We start from the raw sequence: 14,966 nt of genomic DNA, 5'->3' as shown, positions 1-14,966 counted from the left end.
GGCTATGACCTGGAACGAAGCCCCTGCCCCCGGCGCACCGGCCGGCCGTCGGCGCGTGCTGGGGCGGGGCCCGGGTGCCGGGCCGGCCGAGCCGCCCGCCGCACCCGCCGAGCCGGTCGCCCTGCCTGCCGAGCCCGCTGAGGCGGAGCTGCCGGAACCCGGGTATACGGAGCCGAAGCCGGAGCCGGAGCCGAAGTCCGCCTCGCCGGAGACCGGGGCGGCCGGGCCCGAGTCCGCTCCCGACGGTGTCTTCAAGGTCCGCCTCGCCAACTTCGAGGGCCCCTTCGACCTGCTGCTCCAACTGATCTCCCGGCACAAGCTGGACGTCACCGAGGTCGCCCTGTCCAAGGTCACCGACGAGTTCATGGCGCACATCCGGGCCATGGGGCCGGACTGGGACCTGGACCAGACCACGGAGTTCCTCGTCGTCGCGGCCACGCTGCTCGACCTGAAGGCCGCCCGGCTGCTGCCCGCCGCCGAGGTGGAGGACGAGGCCGACCTCGCCCTGCTGGAGGCCCGGGACCTGCTGTTCGCGCGGTTGCTTCAGTACCGCGCCTACAAGCAGATCGCCGACATCTTCAACGAGCGGCTCGACGAGGAGGCCCGGCGCCACCCCCGCACCGTCGGCCTGGAGCCCGGGCACGCCGAGCTGCTGCCCGAGGTCGTCATCAGCATCGGCCCGGAGGGCTTCGCGAAGCTCGCCGTCAAGGCCATGCAGCCCAAGCCCCGGCCGCAGGTGTACGTCGACCACATCCACGCCCCGCTGGTCAGCGTGCGGGAGCAGGCCCGGATCGTGGTGGCGCTCCTGCGCGAGCGGGGCGAGGCCGGCTTCCGGGAGCTCACCGAGGACGCCGGGGACACCCTCACCGTCGTGGCCCGGTTCCTGGCGCTGCTGGAGCTGTACCGGGAGAAGGCCGTCGCGCTGGAGCAGGAGACCGCGCTGGGGGAGCTGACCGTGCGCTGGACCGGCGGGGAGACGGATCCGGCGCCGCTGGTCACCGACGAGTTCGACCGCCCGCCGGAGCGGCCCGAGGAGGAGAAGGCATGAGCGAGCCCGCCGGTCTCGACCTCAAGCCCGCCCTGGAGGCGATGCTGATGGTCGTGGACGAGCCCGCGACCGAGGAGCACCTGGCGCGGCTGCTGGAGCGGCCCCGCCGGCAGGTCGCGGACGCCCTGCGCGAGCTGGCCGACGAGTACACCGCGCAGGGCCGCGGCTTCGAGCTGCGGTTCGTCGCGGGCGGCTGGCGCTTCTACACCCGCGCCGCCTACGCGCCCGCCGTCGAGCGCCTGGTCCTGGACGGCCAGACCGCACGGCTCACCCAGGCGGCGCTGGAGACCCTGGCGGTGGTCGCCTACCGCCAGCCGGTCAGCCGCAGCCGGGTCTCCGCCGTGCGCGGGGTGAACTGCGACGGCGTGATGCGCACCCTGCTCCAGCGCGGTCTGGTGGAGGAGGCGGGCACGGAACCCGAAACAGGTGCGATCCTGTACAGGACGACGAACTACTTCCTGGAGCGGATGGGCCTGCGCGGCCTGGACGAGCTTCCGGAGCTCGCGCCCTTCCTCCCCGAGGCGGAGGCGATCGAGGCCGAGACCCAGGAGGGGGTCCCGTCGTTCGACCCGGACGCGCCCGACGCGCCCGGCGGTCAGGACGCAGACGACTAAGACGGAAACCTTGATGCGAAGCAGCGGCAGCGGCAAGAGCGGCGGGCGCGGTAACTACCGCGGTGCCGGCAACAACAGGGACCAGAAGCAGGGGCAGGGCCGGCCCCGCAAGCCCCGCCCCGAGGAGCGCCGCTACGACGTGGGCCCCGGGGCCACCAAGGACGGCCCCAAGGCCGGCCGCGGCGGTGCCGCGCGCGGCGGCGCCAAGGGCGGCCCGAAGCGGCCCCAGCAGGGCGGCCGTACGGCCCCGGCGCGCTCGCGCGAGTACGAGACGCGGGTCGAGGAGCGCAACCGGGAGCGGTACGCGGGCAAGAAGGACATCAAGCTGCCCAAGACCTTCCCGGGCGCCGAGCAGGAGGGCGAGCGGCTGCAGAAGGTCCTCGCGCGCGCCGGCTACGGCTCCCGGCGGGCCTGCGAGGAGCTGATCGAGCAGGCCCGGGTCGAGGTGAACGGCGAGATCGTCACCGAGCAGGGCAAGCGGGTCGACCCGGAGAAGGACGAGGTCAAGGTCGACGGCCTGACCGTGGCGACCCAGTCGTACCAGTTCTTCTCGCTGAACAAGCCCGCGGGCGTGGTCTCCACCATGGAGGACCCGGAGGGCCGGCAGTGCCTCGGCGACTACGTCACCAACCGCGAGACCCGGCTCTTCCACGTCGGCCGGCTGGACACCGAGACCGAGGGCGTCATCCTGCTCACCAACCACGGCGAGCTGGCGCACCGTCTCACCCACCCGCGTTACGGCGTGAAGAAGACCTACCTCGCGGCCATCGTCGGCCCGATCCCGCGCGACCTGGGCAAGCGGCTGAAGGACGGCATCCAGCTGGAGGACGGCTACGCCCGCGCCGACCACTTCCGCGTGGTCGAGCAGACCGGCAAGAACTACCTGGTCGAGGTGACCCTGCACGAGGGCCGCAAGCACATCGTGCGCCGCATGCTGGCGGAGGCCGGCTTCCCGGTCGAGCGGCTGGTGCGCACCGCCTTCGGCCCGATCACCCTCGGCGACCAGAAGTCGGGCTGGCTGCGCCGCCTGTCGAACACCGAGGTCGGCATGCTGATGAAGGAAGTCGATCTCTAAGCGCGCCTTGCGCTTGATCGCCGTCCCCCTTTATTGTCATGGTGACGATAAAGGGGGATGACGCATGCCGAAGCAGTCGGCGACCGGAGCACTTCTCGGACTCGCCCTCGGGGACGCCCTCGGCTACCCGGCCGAGTTCAAGACCGTGCCGCTGATCGAGTCGGCCTTCGGGCCCTGGCGCGGACTGGAGCTGCCGCGGCGCGCGCTCGTCTCCGACGACACGCAGATGACCCTCGCGGTCGGCCGCGCCCTGCGGACCGCCCTGGACCGCGGCGACGTGACGCCTGAGGGGCTGGAGGGGCCCCTGCGCGCCGCCTTCGTGGAGTGGTACCGCTCGCCGGAGAACAACCGCGCCCCCGGCGGCACCTGCCTGCGCGCCTGCGAGCTGCTCACCGACCAGGGCCGGACCTGGCAGGACGCCAGCCAGACCGGCTCCAAGGGCTGCGGCGCCAACATGCGGGTCGCCCCGATCGGCCTCGCCCCCGGTCTGAGCGGCGAACAGCGCGCCGGCGCCGCCCAGTTGCAGGCCGCGCTCACCCACGGCCACCCCACCGCGCTGGCCGCCTCCGACCTCACCGCCCACGCCGTCCACCTGCTCGCCCAGGGCACCGACCCCGCCGGACTCGTCGGGCGGCTGCGCTCGTACGCCCTGGAACACCGCACGCACTACGACCACACCTGGCTCGGCGATTTGTGGACCCGCGCCCAGGACCCCGGCCCCGAGCACTTCATCGCGCGCGGCTGGGACGAGTGCCTGGAGATCCTCGGCCGGCTCCAGGAGGCCGTACGGACCGTCTCCCCGGAGACCGACCCCTGCCTGGCCACCGGCGAGGGCTGGATCGCCGAGGAAGCCCTGGCCACCGGGCTGCTGTGCTTCCTGCTCTTCCCCGAGGAGCCCGTCACCGCCCTGCGCCGGGCCGCCTGCACCGCCGGCGACTCCGACTCCATCGCCTGCCTCACCGGCGCCTTCGCGGGCGCCTGGCTGGGCGCCGGGGCCTGGCCCGCCGACTGGGCGGAGCGGATCGAGTACCGGGGCGACCTGTTGGCCCTGGCTACCCTCTGGGACGCTTAGGCCCATGCTCGACGACCTCGACATAGACCTGGCTCCGGTGATCGCGGAACAGCCCGCCCCCCTGCTGTTCGCCACCGTCTCCGGAGCTCACCTGTACGGCTTCCCCTCGCAGGACTCCGACGTGGACCTCAGAGGCGTCCACCTGCTCCCCGCCCCCGACCTCGTCGGCCTGCGCGAGCCGGAGGAGACCCGCTCGCGGTCCTGGGTGCGCTACGGCGTCGAGCTGGACCTCGTCACCCACGACCTGCGCAAGTTCGCCCGCCTGATGCTCCGCCGCAACGGCTATGTGCTGGAGCAGCTGCTCTCCCCACTGGTCGTGCACACCGGTGAGGCCCACCGGGAGCTGACCGCGCTCGTCCCCGGCGTCCTCACCAGCCACCACGCCCACCACTACCGCGGGTTCGCCGCGACCCAGTGGCGGCTGTTCGAGAAGACCGGCGAACTCAAGCCGCTGCTCTACACCTTCCGGGTGCTGCTCACCGGCATCCACCTCATGCGCAGCGGCGAGGTCCAGGCGCATCTGCCCACGCTCCTCGACCTGGCGGGCGGGCCCGGCTACCTGCCCGAGCTGATCGCCGCCAAGCGGGAGCGGGAGAACGCCCGCGCCGACGTCGACCGGGACCGCGTGGCGACGGACGTGGAGCGGCTGCACACCGCGCTGGACGAGGCGCAGGCCGGCTCAGCGCTGCCCGACACCGCCACCGCCCACGATGCCCTGCACGACCTCGTGGTCCGGCTCCGCCTGGAGGGCTGAGGCCCGGCGCACCCGGTACAGGAAGGCGGCCACGCGCGCCCGGTCCGGCTCGGCCGGCAGCGGACTGCCCCTCAGGGCCTGCTCCGTCTCGCCCGCCAGCCGGGCCATCCACGCCTCCACCCGCGCCCACGGCACCTCCCCGCGCCGGACCGCCAGCAAGGGCTCGCGCAGCTCGCCCACGCCGATCCGCAGCTCGCCGGTGCGCAGCAGGTCCCGGGCGGACGTCAGCAGGCGCAGCAGGTGCATCGCGTGCTTCCAGCGCGGGGCGCCCGTGGTGCGCACGTCGGCGTCGAGCCGCCTGCGCTGGCCGAGGGCGTACCGGGTGAAGGTGTCGTGGACCTGCCGGGACAGGAAGGCGTCGCGCAGGGACAGCAGTTCCTGGCCGGTGTCGTCCACGTGCTCCACCAGCGGGGAGTGCAGGCACTCCAGGATGTTCGGGTTGCCGCGCAGCGCCAGCTCGCAGAACCGCTCCAGCTCCCAGGAGAAGCGCTCCTCGCCCGGCCCCTCCACATGCGTCGGCGGCTTGTCGAACCGCCAGAACAGCGGGGTCGGGGCGAGGAACACCCCGCGCCGGTCGGTGTCGCTGGCGTCCGTCGCCAGGCCGAAGGCGCGGGAGCCCATGACACAGGCGTAGACGGTGTGGTCGCGTATCAGGTCCTGCGGCTGCATCCCCGGAGCGTACGCGGGCGGCTCAGGTCAGGTAGACGGAATTTCCGTGCACCATGACCTGCTCCTCGGCCAGTGGCCTGGTCGCCGGGCCGGCGGTCACCGAGCCGTCGGTGATGCGGAACCGGCTGCTGTGACACGGGCACAGGATGGTGCCGTCCGTCACCTGGCTCACCGTGCAGCCCTGGTGGGTGCAGACCGCCGAGAACGCCTTGAAGCTGCCCTTCTCCGGCTGGGTGACCACGATCTTCCGGTCCTCGAAGACCTTGCCGCCGCCCTCGGGGATGTCGTCGGTGCGGGCCAGCGGTTGGCCGGCCGGGGCGGCCTCCCGCGCGGCGGGGGACGTCTCCCCGGCGCCGCCCTCGGCGGCGGGGGAGGGCGGGGACGCCGGAGCCGTGGGCGGTTGCGGTGCCGTGGAGGCGCCGCTGTCGCCGCCGCACCCCACGCAGCCCAGGGCGAGCGCGCCGGCGCTCGTGGCGAGAACGGTGCGCCGTGTCGCTGGCTGGGGCATGTCAGACCTCCGTACAGACGTACATATCCATGGATACCGGACGTTCCGCATCGTCTCAGCGCGCGGACGGCGCACGCCCGTACCGCGCGGCTGACTACGCTGGACGGACCAAGAACGAAACACGCACGTCAGCGAGGAGCAGCGCCGTGGCGGTACGAGCGGTCCGGGGAGCCGTCCAACTGGAACGGGACGACGCCGGTCACATGGCGGAGCAGGTCGGTGCGCTGCTCACCGCCGTCCTGGAGAGGAACGGACTGACCGCCGACGACCTGATCAGCATCTGGTTCACGGCCACCCCCGACCTGCACAGCGACTTCCCGGCCGCCGCCGCCCGCCGGCTCGGCATCGTCGACGTCCCCCTGATCTGTGCCCAGGAACTCGACATCGAGGGTGCCATGCCCCGGGTCGTGCGGATCCTCGCGCACATCGAGTCGGACAAGCCCCGCGCCGACCTCGCCCACGTCTACCTCGGCGCCGCCGCGGCCCTGCGCAAGGACATCGCCCAGTGAGAACCGCCCTCGTCATCGGAACCGGCCTGATCGGTACCTCCGCCGCCCTGGCCCTGGCCCGGCGCGGCGTCGCCGTCCACCTCGCCGACCACGACCCCGGACAGGCCCGTACGGCCGCCGCGCTCGGCGCCGGCACCGACGAGGCGCCCGACGGCCCGGTCGACCTGGCGATCGTCGCCGCCCCGCCCGCCCACGTCGCCAAGGTGCTCGCCGACGCCATGCGCCGCGGCCTGGCCCGCGGCTACCTGGACGTGGCCAGCGTCAAGGGCGGCCCGCGCCGCGAACTCGAGGCGCTCGGCCTGGACCTCACCTCCTACATCGGCACCCACCCGATGTCCGGCCGGGAGAAGTCCGGCCCGCTGGCCGCCACCGCCGACCTCTTCGAGGGCCGCCCCTGGGTGCTCACACCCACCCGGGACACCGACACCGAGGTGCTGAACCTCGCCCTGGAGCTGGTCTCGCACTGCCGGGCCGTCCCGGTGGTCATGGACGCCGACGCCCACGACCGCGCCGTGGCCCTCGTCTCCCACATGCCCCACCTGGTGTCCAGCATGGTGGCCGCGCGCCTGGAGCACGCCGAGGAGTCCGCCGTACGGCTGTGCGGGCAGGGCATCCGGGACGTGACCCGGATCGCCGCCTCCGACCCGCGCATGTGGATCGACATCCTGTCCGCCAACCCGGGCCCGGTCGCCGACCTGCTCTCCGAGGTCGCCGCCGACCTGACGGAGACGGTCCGGGCGCTGCGCGACCTGGAGTCCGCCGACGCGGCCCGGCGCGGCGAGGGCAGCGCGGGCATCGAGGACCTGCTGCGCCGCGGGAACGCCGGCCAGGTGCGGGTACCCGGCAAGCACGGCTCCGCGCCGCGGGCCTACGAGACCGTGGTCGTCCTCATCGACGACCAGCCCGGCCAGCTCGCCCGGATCTTCGCGGACGCCGGCCGGGCCGGGGTCAACATCGAGGACGTGCGCATCGAGCACGCCACCGGGCAGCAGGCCGGTCTGGTGCAGCTCATGGTCGAACCCCAGGCCCAGACGGCGCTGAAGGAGGCATTGCGGGAGCGGGGCTGGGCGCTGCGCCAGTAGCGTCCGCGCGACACGGCCCGCCCGCCCCGGGCGCGGCCGCCCGCGTACGCCCGTCCGCCGCAGGGCCCCGCCGCCAGCGTACGTCCGGACGAGTGACCCGCACCCAGTAACCTTGTGCGGGGCGCTCTCGCTCCCCGCACCCCGCCCGCACCGCACCAGGAAGGTGTCCCCCGTGGAAAACGGCGCCGCCCCGACCGCCAGGCCCGTGATCGTCGCGATCGACGGTCCCTCCGGCACGGGCAAGTCGAGCACGTCGAAGGCCGTCGCCGCGCAGCTCGGCCTCAGCTACCTGGACACCGGCGCCCAGTACCGGGCGATCACCTGGTGGATGGTGACCAACGGCATCGACCTGGAGGACCCGACCGCCATCGCCGCCGTCGCGGGCAAGCCGGAGATCGTCTCGGGCACCGACCCGGCCGCCCCCACCATCACGGTCGACGGCGTCGACGTGTCCGGCCCGATCCGCACCCAGGAGGTCACCTCCAAGGTCAGCGCGGTCAGCGCGGTGCCCGAGGTCCGCACCCGGATCACCGAGCTCCAGCGCTCGCTGGCCGCCGCCGCGGAGCACGGCATCGTCGTGGAGGGCCGGGACATCGGGACGACCGTCCTGCCGGACGCCGACCTGAAGATCTTCCTCACCGCCTCCCCGGAGGCCCGCGCGGCCCGCCGCAGCGGCGAGCTGAAGGGCGCCGACGTCCACGCCACCCGCGAGGCCCTGATCAAGCGGGACGCGGCCGACTCCAGCCGCAAGACCTCGCCGCTCGCCAAGGCCGACGACGCCGTCGAGGTGGACACCACCGAGCTGACCCTCGCCCAGGTCATCGAGTGCGTCGTCACCCTGGTCGAGGAGAAGCGGGCCGGGAAGTGACGCTCGTGCCGGTGCCCTCGCAGCGGGGCGCGGAGGTCGGCCGCCGCATCGGCGTCGGGCTGATGTACGGCCTGTGGCGGCCCCGGGTGCTCGGCGCCTGGAAGGTGCCGGCCACCGGCCCGGTCATCTTCGCCGTGAACCACTCCCACAACATCGACGGGCCGATGGTGATGGGCGTGGCGCCCCGCCCCACGCACTTCCTGATCAAGAAGGAGGCCTTCGTCGGCCCGCTGGACCCCTTCCTGACCGGCATCGGCCAGCTGAAGGTGGACCGCGCCACGGCCGACCGGGGCGCGATCTCCCAGGCCCTCGGCGTGCTGGCGGACGGGGGAGTGCTGGGCATCTTCCCGGAGGGCACCCGGGGCGAGGGCGACTTCGCCGCGCTGCGCGCCGGACTGGCCTACTTCGCGGTCCGCAGCGGGGCGCCGATCGTCCCGGTGGCGGTCCTGGGAAGCGCCGAGCGCCCCGGCAGGTTGATAAAGGCACTGCCCCCGCTGCGCTCCCGCGTCGACGTGGTCTTCGGGGACCCCTTCGAAGCGGGTGACGGCAGCGGCCGGCGGACGCGTGCGGCGCTGGACGCGGCGACCGAGCGGATTCGCAAACAGCTCACCAGCCACCTGGAAAACGCCAGGCGCCTGACCGGGCGCTAGGCGACACTTGAGTAGTGGATCAGCCCCCACCGGGCGGCCGGTCCACCGATCACCACCAATGAACGACGAGGTACGGACTTCATGAACGACGACATCCAGCCCGACGGCTCGGCCGAGCACGAGTACGAGCACGGGGCTCTCGGCGACGCCGAGTACGCGGAGTTCATGGAGCTCGCCGCGGTAGAGGGCTTCGACATCGAGGACGTCGAGGGCGCCATCGAGGCGGCGGGCCACGGTCCGCTGCCCGTGCTCGCCGTCGTCGGCCGCCCCAATGTCGGCAAGTCGACTCTGGTGAACCGGATGATCGGCCGCCGCGAGGCGGTCGTGGAGGACCGGCCGGGCGTCACCCGCGACCGTGTGACCTACGAGGCCGAGTGGGCCGGGCGCCGCTTCAAGGTCGTCGACACCGGCGGCTGGGAGCAGGACGTCCTCGGCATCGACGCCTCGGTGGCGGCCCAGGCCGAGTACGCGATCGAGGCGGCCGACGCGGTCGTCTTCGTCGTGGACGCCAAGGTCGGCGCGACCGACACCGACGAGGCGGTCGTCCGGCTGCTGCGCAAGGCCGGCAAGCCGGTCGTGCTGTGCGCCAACAAGGTCGACGGCCCGAGCGGTGAGGCGGACGCCGCCTATCTGTGGAACCTCGGCCTCGGCGAGCCCCACCCGGTCTCGGCGCTGCACGGCCGGGGCACCGGCGACATGCTCGACGCCGTCCTGGAGGTGCTGCCGGACGCGCCCGAGCAGTCCTTCGGCACCGCGATCGGCGGCCCCCGCCGGATCGCCCTGATCGGCCGCCCGAACGTCGGCAAGTCCTCGCTGCTGAACAAGGTCGCCGGCGAGGAGCGCGTCGTCGTCAACGAGCTGGCGGGCACCACCCGCGACCCGGTGGACGAGATGATCGAACTCGGCGGCAAGACCTGGAAGTTCGTGGACACCGCCGGCATCCGCAAGCGGGTCCACCTCCAGCAGGGCGCCGACTACTACGCCTCCCTGCGCACGGCGGCCGCGGTGGAGAAGGCGGAGGTCGCGGTCATCCTGCTGGACGCCTCCGAGAACATCTCGGTGCAGGACCAGCGGATCGTCACCATGGCCGTCGAGGCGGGCCGCGCGATCGTCCTGGCCTTCAACAAGTGGGACACCCTCGACGAGGAGCGCCGCTACTACCTGGAGCGGGAGATCGAGACCGAGCTGGGCCAGGTCGCCTGGGCGCCCCGGGTGAACGTCTCGGCGCGCACCGGCCGGCACATGGAGAAGCTGGTCCCGGCGATCGAGACGGCCCTCGCGGGCTGGGAGACCCGGGTTCCCACCGGCCGCCTGAACGCCTTCCTCGGCGAGCTGGTCTCGGCCCACCCGCACCCGATCCGGGGCGGCAAGCAGCCGCGCATCCTGTTCGGCACCCAGGCCGGCACCAAGCCGCCGCGGTTCGTGCTGTTCGCCTCCGGCTTCATCGAGGCGGGCTACCGGCGCTTCATCGAGCGCCGGCTGCGCGAGGAGTTCGGCTTCCAGGGCACCCCGATCCACATCTCGGTGCGGGTGCGCGAGAAGCGCGGCGCGAAGAAGAAGTAGCAGCGGTACGACACGACGGGCGGCCCCTGGTTCTCCAGGGGCCGCCCGTCGTGTGCGGGGGTGTCACGCGCCGCGGCGCTGCCCCGGCGGCAGGGCGGCGGCCGGGACGTACGGCGTCCCGGAGTCCTGCTGCCGGCCGAGCGTGCCGACCCGCTGCCACTGCGACTGCTGCCGGGCGCTGTAGGCCCCCGCGCTGTAGGCGCTGTAGGAGCTGCTGAACGTCCCCGCCCGGTGGCCGCCGTATCTGCTGCTGCCGTCCGGGAAGTCCCCGAAGGCGCTGAACCTCAGCTCCTCCTCACCGCTGCGGTCCCCCGGCAGCGTGCGGAAGGTCTTGACCCACTCCGCGTAGAGCGTGTCGTAGATCGGTGTGGCCGACGGTCCACCGGAAGGCTCCTGTGCCGCCCGGGCGGGCGGCACGGAGGAGAAGGACCGACGGGGCGGTGTGTCGTATGCGTGCACGTATGTCCAAACGACCGGAACCCCGAAGGGATGCGGTCGTACAACTCCCCACGGGGGCGGCCCGCCCGGCGGGCGAGCCTCACGTACCGGCGAGAGGCAGCGCCGCGGCGACCAACTTCCCTTGCGCGGCGGCCTTGTCGAGCGCCTCGCGCAGCAGGTCCTCCCGCGGCTGCCGTCCGATGGAGCCCACCGGCGCCGCGAACATCAGCACCTGCTGGTGCTTGTTGGCGGCGGCCCGCCAGCCCTCGGTCACCTGGAGCGGCTGGTGCGCCTGCCACCAGGCCACCGGCCGGCCGCCGTCGCCGCCCGGCTGGAGCACCGCGTGCAGCTGTCCCATGGCCAGGAGCACGGACCAGCCGTGCAGCACCTCGGGCACACCGGTCAGCTCGGGCACCGGCGTGAAGCCCTGCTCGAGGAGCAGCTGGAGGAATTCGTCGCCGGGTCCGTCCGTGCCCGGCCGGACGATCGCGGAGGTGGGCTCGACCACGAGGGCGGGGTGCAACTCGCCGTCGACGAGGACCAGTCCGCTGGTCACGCCGAGCACCGCCTGCTCGGGCACGGACCGCTGCGGCTCGCCGCCGGCCGGCGCGTCGTCGACGACGCCGATGGACCGGACGGCGCCCCGCAACTGCTCCTCCGTGACCTGCACGACCTGCGAGGGCAGGCAGCCGGCGTGGGCGAAGGCGAGGACGGCGGTCTCGTCGCCGACGAACAGTACGGTGCTGGTGCGCTCCTGCTCGGAGTCGCCCGGGGTGCGACAGGACGTGCAGTCGTAACTGCCCGGGGCGTTCTCTCCGGCGAGCAGCCGTTCGGCTTCTTCGTCGCCGATCTCGGCGCGTACGGCGTCACTGACGTCGAGCATGCGCGGCACGGGTGGCTCCCTCGGGATGCGGTGCTGGTGTCGGCCGGGTGGCTCCCGGCCGCTGAGCCCCGGGGTTGCGGGCTCATGAAGAAGACAACGGGCGTGCTGTGGTGGGAGTCACGCCTCGCCGAGGACTGGTTCGCGCCTTCCCCCGCACAGGGTCACCTTGGGTGGGGAACCCGCCACACACCGTCAACTTCTTGTATGGCGAAGGAGCTTGAAAGGGTGAGGTGGCTCACAGGTCGTCGAGGGGTGGCGGTGGGGATATCCGTAAATCGCCGCATGTAGTGGGTGGCCGGAAATCGACGCTACCTCCGGTAACCGGCAACTGGCCTGGCACGACGGCGAGTTGGTTGATTCCGGCAGCTCGTCCTCCCTAGATTCCTCCGCCGTGTGCAACGAGCACCGCTCGGGTACGTCCGCCGGCCGGCGTCAGGCAGAGCACGATCGCCGACACCGGCCGCGGCGGACGGGGCGGGCGCGAGGGACCGCGGTCGTGCGGGGTTCCGGCGCGTTCCGCCCGGGGGAGCCCGGGTTCGTGGAGAGGGAACCATATGTCCGAGTGTGCCGATACCACCCGTCACCCCGCCCGTTCCGAGGGCACCCGCAAGGGCCGCGCCGCGACCACCCTGGCGGGAGCCGCCCTGCTGGCCCCCTTGGGCCTGCTGGCCGCGACCGGCAACGCCGCCGCGGCGGACAACGGGGTGTGGGACCGCATCGCCCGGTGCGAGAGCGGCGGCAACTGGCACATCAACACCGGCAACGGCTACTACGGCGGGCTCCAGTTCTCCGCCGCCACCTGGCGCGCGTACGGCGGCACCGCCTACGCACCGACGGCCGACCAGGCCTCCAGAAGCGCGCAGATCGCCGTCGCCACCCGGGTCCAGCAGGCCCAGGGCTGGGGCGCCTGGCCGGTCTGCTCCGCCCGGGCCGGAGCCTCTGGCGCGGCCCCGACGGCCGCCCGCACCGGCTCTCCGGGCACGGCGGCCCACAGCGGCGGCGCGACGACGAAGTCCGCCCCCGCCAAGTCCGCCCCCACCCGGTCCGCCCCGGCCAAGGCGCCGGAGCGCCCGGCGGCCGGCGCCGGCCGCAGCGCCTCCCGCGGTGACTACACGGTCCGCGAGGGCGACACCCTGAGCACCATCGCCGCCCGGCACGGGACCACCTGGCAGCGGATCTACGCCGCCAACCGGGCCGTCATCGGCGCCGACCCCGACATGATCGTGCCCGGTCAGCGCCTCGCGCTCTGAGCGCCGGACACGGTGTACGCGGGCGGCCGCCGTCCCAGCCGGGGACGGCGGCCGCCCGCGTCCGGCACCCGGCCTCACGACTCCCGCGCCTGATGCCCCTTCGGCTCGGGCTGCGGGGCCTGGCCCGCGTACTCCGGGTGGTGCAGGTCGAAGGCGGGGGACTCGCTGCGGACGCGGGGCAGCGTGACGAAGTTGTGCCGGGGCGGCGGGCAGGAGGTCGCCCACTCCAGCGAGCGGCCGTAGCCCCAGGGGTCGTCGGCGTGGACCTCCTCGCCGTACATGGCGGTCTTCCAGACGTTGTACAGGAACGGCAGCGTGGACAGGCCGAGCAGGAAGGAGCCGATCGACGAGACCGTGTTCAGCGCGGTGAAGCCGTCGGCCGCCAGATAGTCGGCGTACCGGCGGGGCATGCCCTCGGCGCCCAGCCAGTGCTGCACCAGGAAAGTGGTGTGGAAGCCGATGAACAGCGTCCAGAACTGGATCTTCCCCAGCCGCTCGTCCAGCATCTTGCCGGTGAACTTCGGCCACCAGAAGAAGAAGCCGCCGAAGACCGCGAAGACGACCGTGCCGAAGACGACGTAGTGGAAGTGGGCGACGACGAAGTACGAGTCCGTGACGTGGAAGTCCAGCGGCGGCGAGGCCAGGATCACCCCCGTCAGACCGCCGAGCAGGAACGTCACCAGGAAGCCCATCGCCCACAGCATCGGCGTCTCGAAGGACAGCGAGCCCTTGATCATCGTGCCGGTCCAGTTGAAGAACTTCACCCCCGTCGGCACCGCGATCAGGAACGACATCAGCGAGAAGAACGGCAGCAGTACCGCGCCGGTGGCGAACATGTGGTGCGCCCAGACCACCATCGACAGCCCGGTGATCGCCATCGTGGCGCCGACCAGCGTCAGATAGCCGAAGACCGGCTTGCGGCTGAACACCGGAATGATCTCCGTGATGATCCCGAAGAACGGCAGCGCGATGATGTAGACCTCGGGATGCCCGAAGAACCAGAACAGGTGCTGCCACAGCAGCGCCCCGCCGTTGGCCGCCTGGAACACCTGCGAGCCGAACCGCCGGTCCGACTCCAGCACCAACAGGGCCGCCGCCAGCACCGGGAACGCCATCAGGATCAGGATCGACGTGAACAGCGTGTTCCAGGTGAAGATCGGCATCCGGAACATCGTCATGCCCGGCGCCCGCATCCCGATGATCGTGGCGATGAAGTTGACCGCGCCCAGGATCGTCCCGAAACCCGACAGCGCCAGGCCCATGATCCACAGGTCCGGGCCGACGCCGGGGGAGTGGTGGGCGTCGTTGAGCGGCGCGTAGGCGAACCAGCCGAAGGCGGCCGGTCCGTCCGGCACCACCAGCGAGCCCAGCACGATCAGCCCGCCGAAGGCGAACAGCCAGTACGACAGCATGTTCAGCCGGGGGAAGGCCACGTCCGGGGCGCCGATCTGCAACGGCATCAGCTCGTTGGCGAAGCCCGCGAAGCTCGGGGTCGCGAACAGCAGCAGCATGATCGTGCCGTGCAGCGTGAACAACTGGTTGAACTGGTTGTTGTCCATCAGCTGGAGCCCCGGCCGGGCGAGTTCGGCACGCATCAGCAGGGCCATGACCCCGCCGGCCAGGAAGAAGCCGAACGCCGTGATCAGATACAGATGACCGATCTTCTTGTGGTCGGTGGTGGAGAGCCAGTCCACCACCACCCGGCCGGCCCGGTGGCGCCCCGCCGGACGCGTCGTCACCCCTGCGGTCTCGGTCCCCATCGCTCGCCCCTTCGCATCGTCGCGCCCGGGCCCGCCCGCCGGTCGCCCCGGCCCGCGGGCGGGTACCCGCGAGCGGCCGCCGGGATGCCCGCCGGGCCGTGCACCGGGGCGGGGCGCGGCCCGGGGGCGCCGGATCCGTGAATTTCCCATGTGGCGTCAGATGCCGTGGCACCGCACCGGATTGCGCGGGGAATCGCGCCCGGGGTCCGCCCCGGTCCCCACT

At 72.8% G+C, this 14,966-nt stretch carries 16 protein-coding genes; 11 read left to right on the top strand and 5 right to left on the bottom strand.

Annotated elements, in window-relative coordinates; translation table 11 throughout:
* Window positions 1-4: 4 nt before the first annotated feature.
* The 5 genes from Srubr_RS06390 to Srubr_RS06370 all read left to right on the top strand — a co-directional run bounded on the left by Srubr_RS06390 (window position 5) and on the right by Srubr_RS06370 (window position 4,563).
* On the top strand, window positions 5-1,048 hold the full coding sequence (locus Srubr_RS06390) for a segregation and condensation protein A (protein ID WP_189996054.1): 1,044 nt from the start codon (window positions 5-7) through the stop codon (window positions 1,046-1,048).
* Window positions 1,045-1,662, top strand: coding sequence for an SMC-Scp complex subunit ScpB (gene scpB, locus Srubr_RS06385; RefSeq protein WP_030790591.1), 618 nt, complete (start codon window positions 1,045-1,047; stop codon window positions 1,660-1,662). Before Srubr_RS06390 ends, scpB begins: the two co-directional genes overlap by 4 nt.
* Window positions 1,663-1,675: 13 nt before the next feature.
* A complete protein-coding gene (locus Srubr_RS06380; protein WP_189996055.1) occupies window positions 1,676-2,737 on the top strand; it encodes a pseudouridine synthase in 1,062 nt (353 codons plus the stop codon).
* 64 nt (window positions 2,738-2,801) lie between these two features.
* Complete coding sequence (locus tag Srubr_RS06375) at window positions 2,802-3,809, top strand: ADP-ribosylglycohydrolase family protein (RefSeq protein WP_189996056.1); 1,008 nt, start codon at window positions 2,802-2,804, stop codon at window positions 3,807-3,809.
* 4 nt (window positions 3,810-3,813) lie between these two features.
* Window positions 3,814-4,563, top strand: coding sequence for a nucleotidyltransferase domain-containing protein (locus Srubr_RS06370; protein WP_189996057.1), 750 nt, complete (start codon window positions 3,814-3,816; stop codon window positions 4,561-4,563).
* Here Srubr_RS06370 and Srubr_RS06365 read toward each other — a convergent pair.
* The gene (locus tag Srubr_RS06365; protein WP_189996058.1) at window positions 4,489-5,232 is read right to left on the bottom strand and encodes a nucleotidyltransferase domain-containing protein; all 744 of its coding nucleotides are present in this window, start codon (window positions 5,230-5,232) and stop codon (window positions 4,489-4,491) included. The genes Srubr_RS06370 and Srubr_RS06365 overlap by 75 nt on opposite strands.
* 22 nt (window positions 5,233-5,254) lie before the next feature.
* Complete coding sequence (locus Srubr_RS06360) at window positions 5,255-5,740, bottom strand: Rieske (2Fe-2S) protein (RefSeq protein WP_189996059.1); 486 nt, start codon at window positions 5,738-5,740, stop codon at window positions 5,255-5,257.
* A 146-nt stretch (window positions 5,741-5,886) separates the two neighbouring features.
* Between Srubr_RS06360 and aroH the strand changes: the two genes are divergently transcribed.
* The 5 genes from aroH to der all read left to right on the top strand — a co-directional run bounded on the left by aroH (window position 5,887) and on the right by der (window position 10,412).
* Window positions 5,887-6,249 (top strand): chorismate mutase, encoded by a 363-nt coding sequence (aroH, locus tag Srubr_RS06355; protein WP_189996060.1) that lies wholly within the window; start codon window positions 5,887-5,889, stop codon window positions 6,247-6,249.
* The gene (locus Srubr_RS06350) at window positions 6,246-7,331 is read left to right on the top strand and encodes a prephenate dehydrogenase (protein WP_189996061.1); all 1,086 of its coding nucleotides are present in this window, start codon (window positions 6,246-6,248) and stop codon (window positions 7,329-7,331) included. Before aroH ends, Srubr_RS06350 begins: the two co-directional genes overlap by 4 nt.
* 172 nt (window positions 7,332-7,503) lie before the next feature.
* The gene (gene cmk, locus Srubr_RS06345) at window positions 7,504-8,199 is read left to right on the top strand and encodes a (d)CMP kinase (RefSeq protein ID WP_189996062.1); all 696 of its coding nucleotides are present in this window, start codon (window positions 7,504-7,506) and stop codon (window positions 8,197-8,199) included.
* A gap of 62 nt (window positions 8,200-8,261) precedes the next feature.
* Entirely contained in the window at window positions 8,262-8,849 is a 588-nt protein-coding gene (locus Srubr_RS06340) for a lysophospholipid acyltransferase family protein (protein WP_373313540.1), read from the top strand.
* A gap of 81 nt (window positions 8,850-8,930) precedes the next feature.
* Window positions 8,931-10,412: a ribosome biogenesis GTPase Der gene (gene der / locus Srubr_RS06335; RefSeq protein WP_189996064.1), complete on the top strand. Its 1,482-nt coding sequence runs from the start codon at window positions 8,931-8,933 to the stop codon at window positions 10,410-10,412.
* A 63-nt stretch (window positions 10,413-10,475) separates the two neighbouring features.
* On the opposite strand, the gene Srubr_RS06330 is transcribed toward der, so the two are convergent.
* Window positions 10,476-10,871, bottom strand: a complete 396-nt coding sequence (locus Srubr_RS06330) for a hypothetical protein (RefSeq protein ID WP_189996065.1) — start codon at window positions 10,869-10,871, stop codon at window positions 10,476-10,478.
* Between the two features lie 79 nt (window positions 10,872-10,950).
* Window positions 10,951-11,742 (bottom strand): hypothetical protein, encoded by a 792-nt coding sequence (locus Srubr_RS06325; RefSeq protein WP_189996066.1) that lies wholly within the window; start codon window positions 11,740-11,742, stop codon window positions 10,951-10,953.
* A gap of 545 nt (window positions 11,743-12,287) precedes the next feature.
* Here Srubr_RS06325 and Srubr_RS06320 point away from each other — a divergent pair.
* Window positions 12,288-12,983: a LysM peptidoglycan-binding domain-containing protein gene (locus Srubr_RS06320; RefSeq protein ID WP_189996067.1), complete on the top strand. Its 696-nt coding sequence runs from the start codon at window positions 12,288-12,290 to the stop codon at window positions 12,981-12,983.
* Between the two features lie 74 nt (window positions 12,984-13,057).
* On the opposite strand, the gene ctaD is transcribed toward Srubr_RS06320, so the two are convergent.
* Window positions 13,058-14,743, bottom strand: coding sequence for an aa3-type cytochrome oxidase subunit I (ctaD, locus tag Srubr_RS06315; protein ID WP_189996068.1), 1,686 nt, complete (start codon window positions 14,741-14,743; stop codon window positions 13,058-13,060).
* Window positions 14,744-14,966: the final 223 nt, after the last annotated feature.

The organism is Streptomyces rubradiris, assembly GCF_016860525.1.
In the GTDB taxonomy this organism is placed as follows: Bacteria; Actinomycetota; Actinomycetes; order Streptomycetales; family Streptomycetaceae; genus Streptomyces; species Streptomyces rubradiris.
Note: the sequence above shows the minus strand (reverse complement) of the source record. Positions and strands in the feature narration are given on the sequence as shown.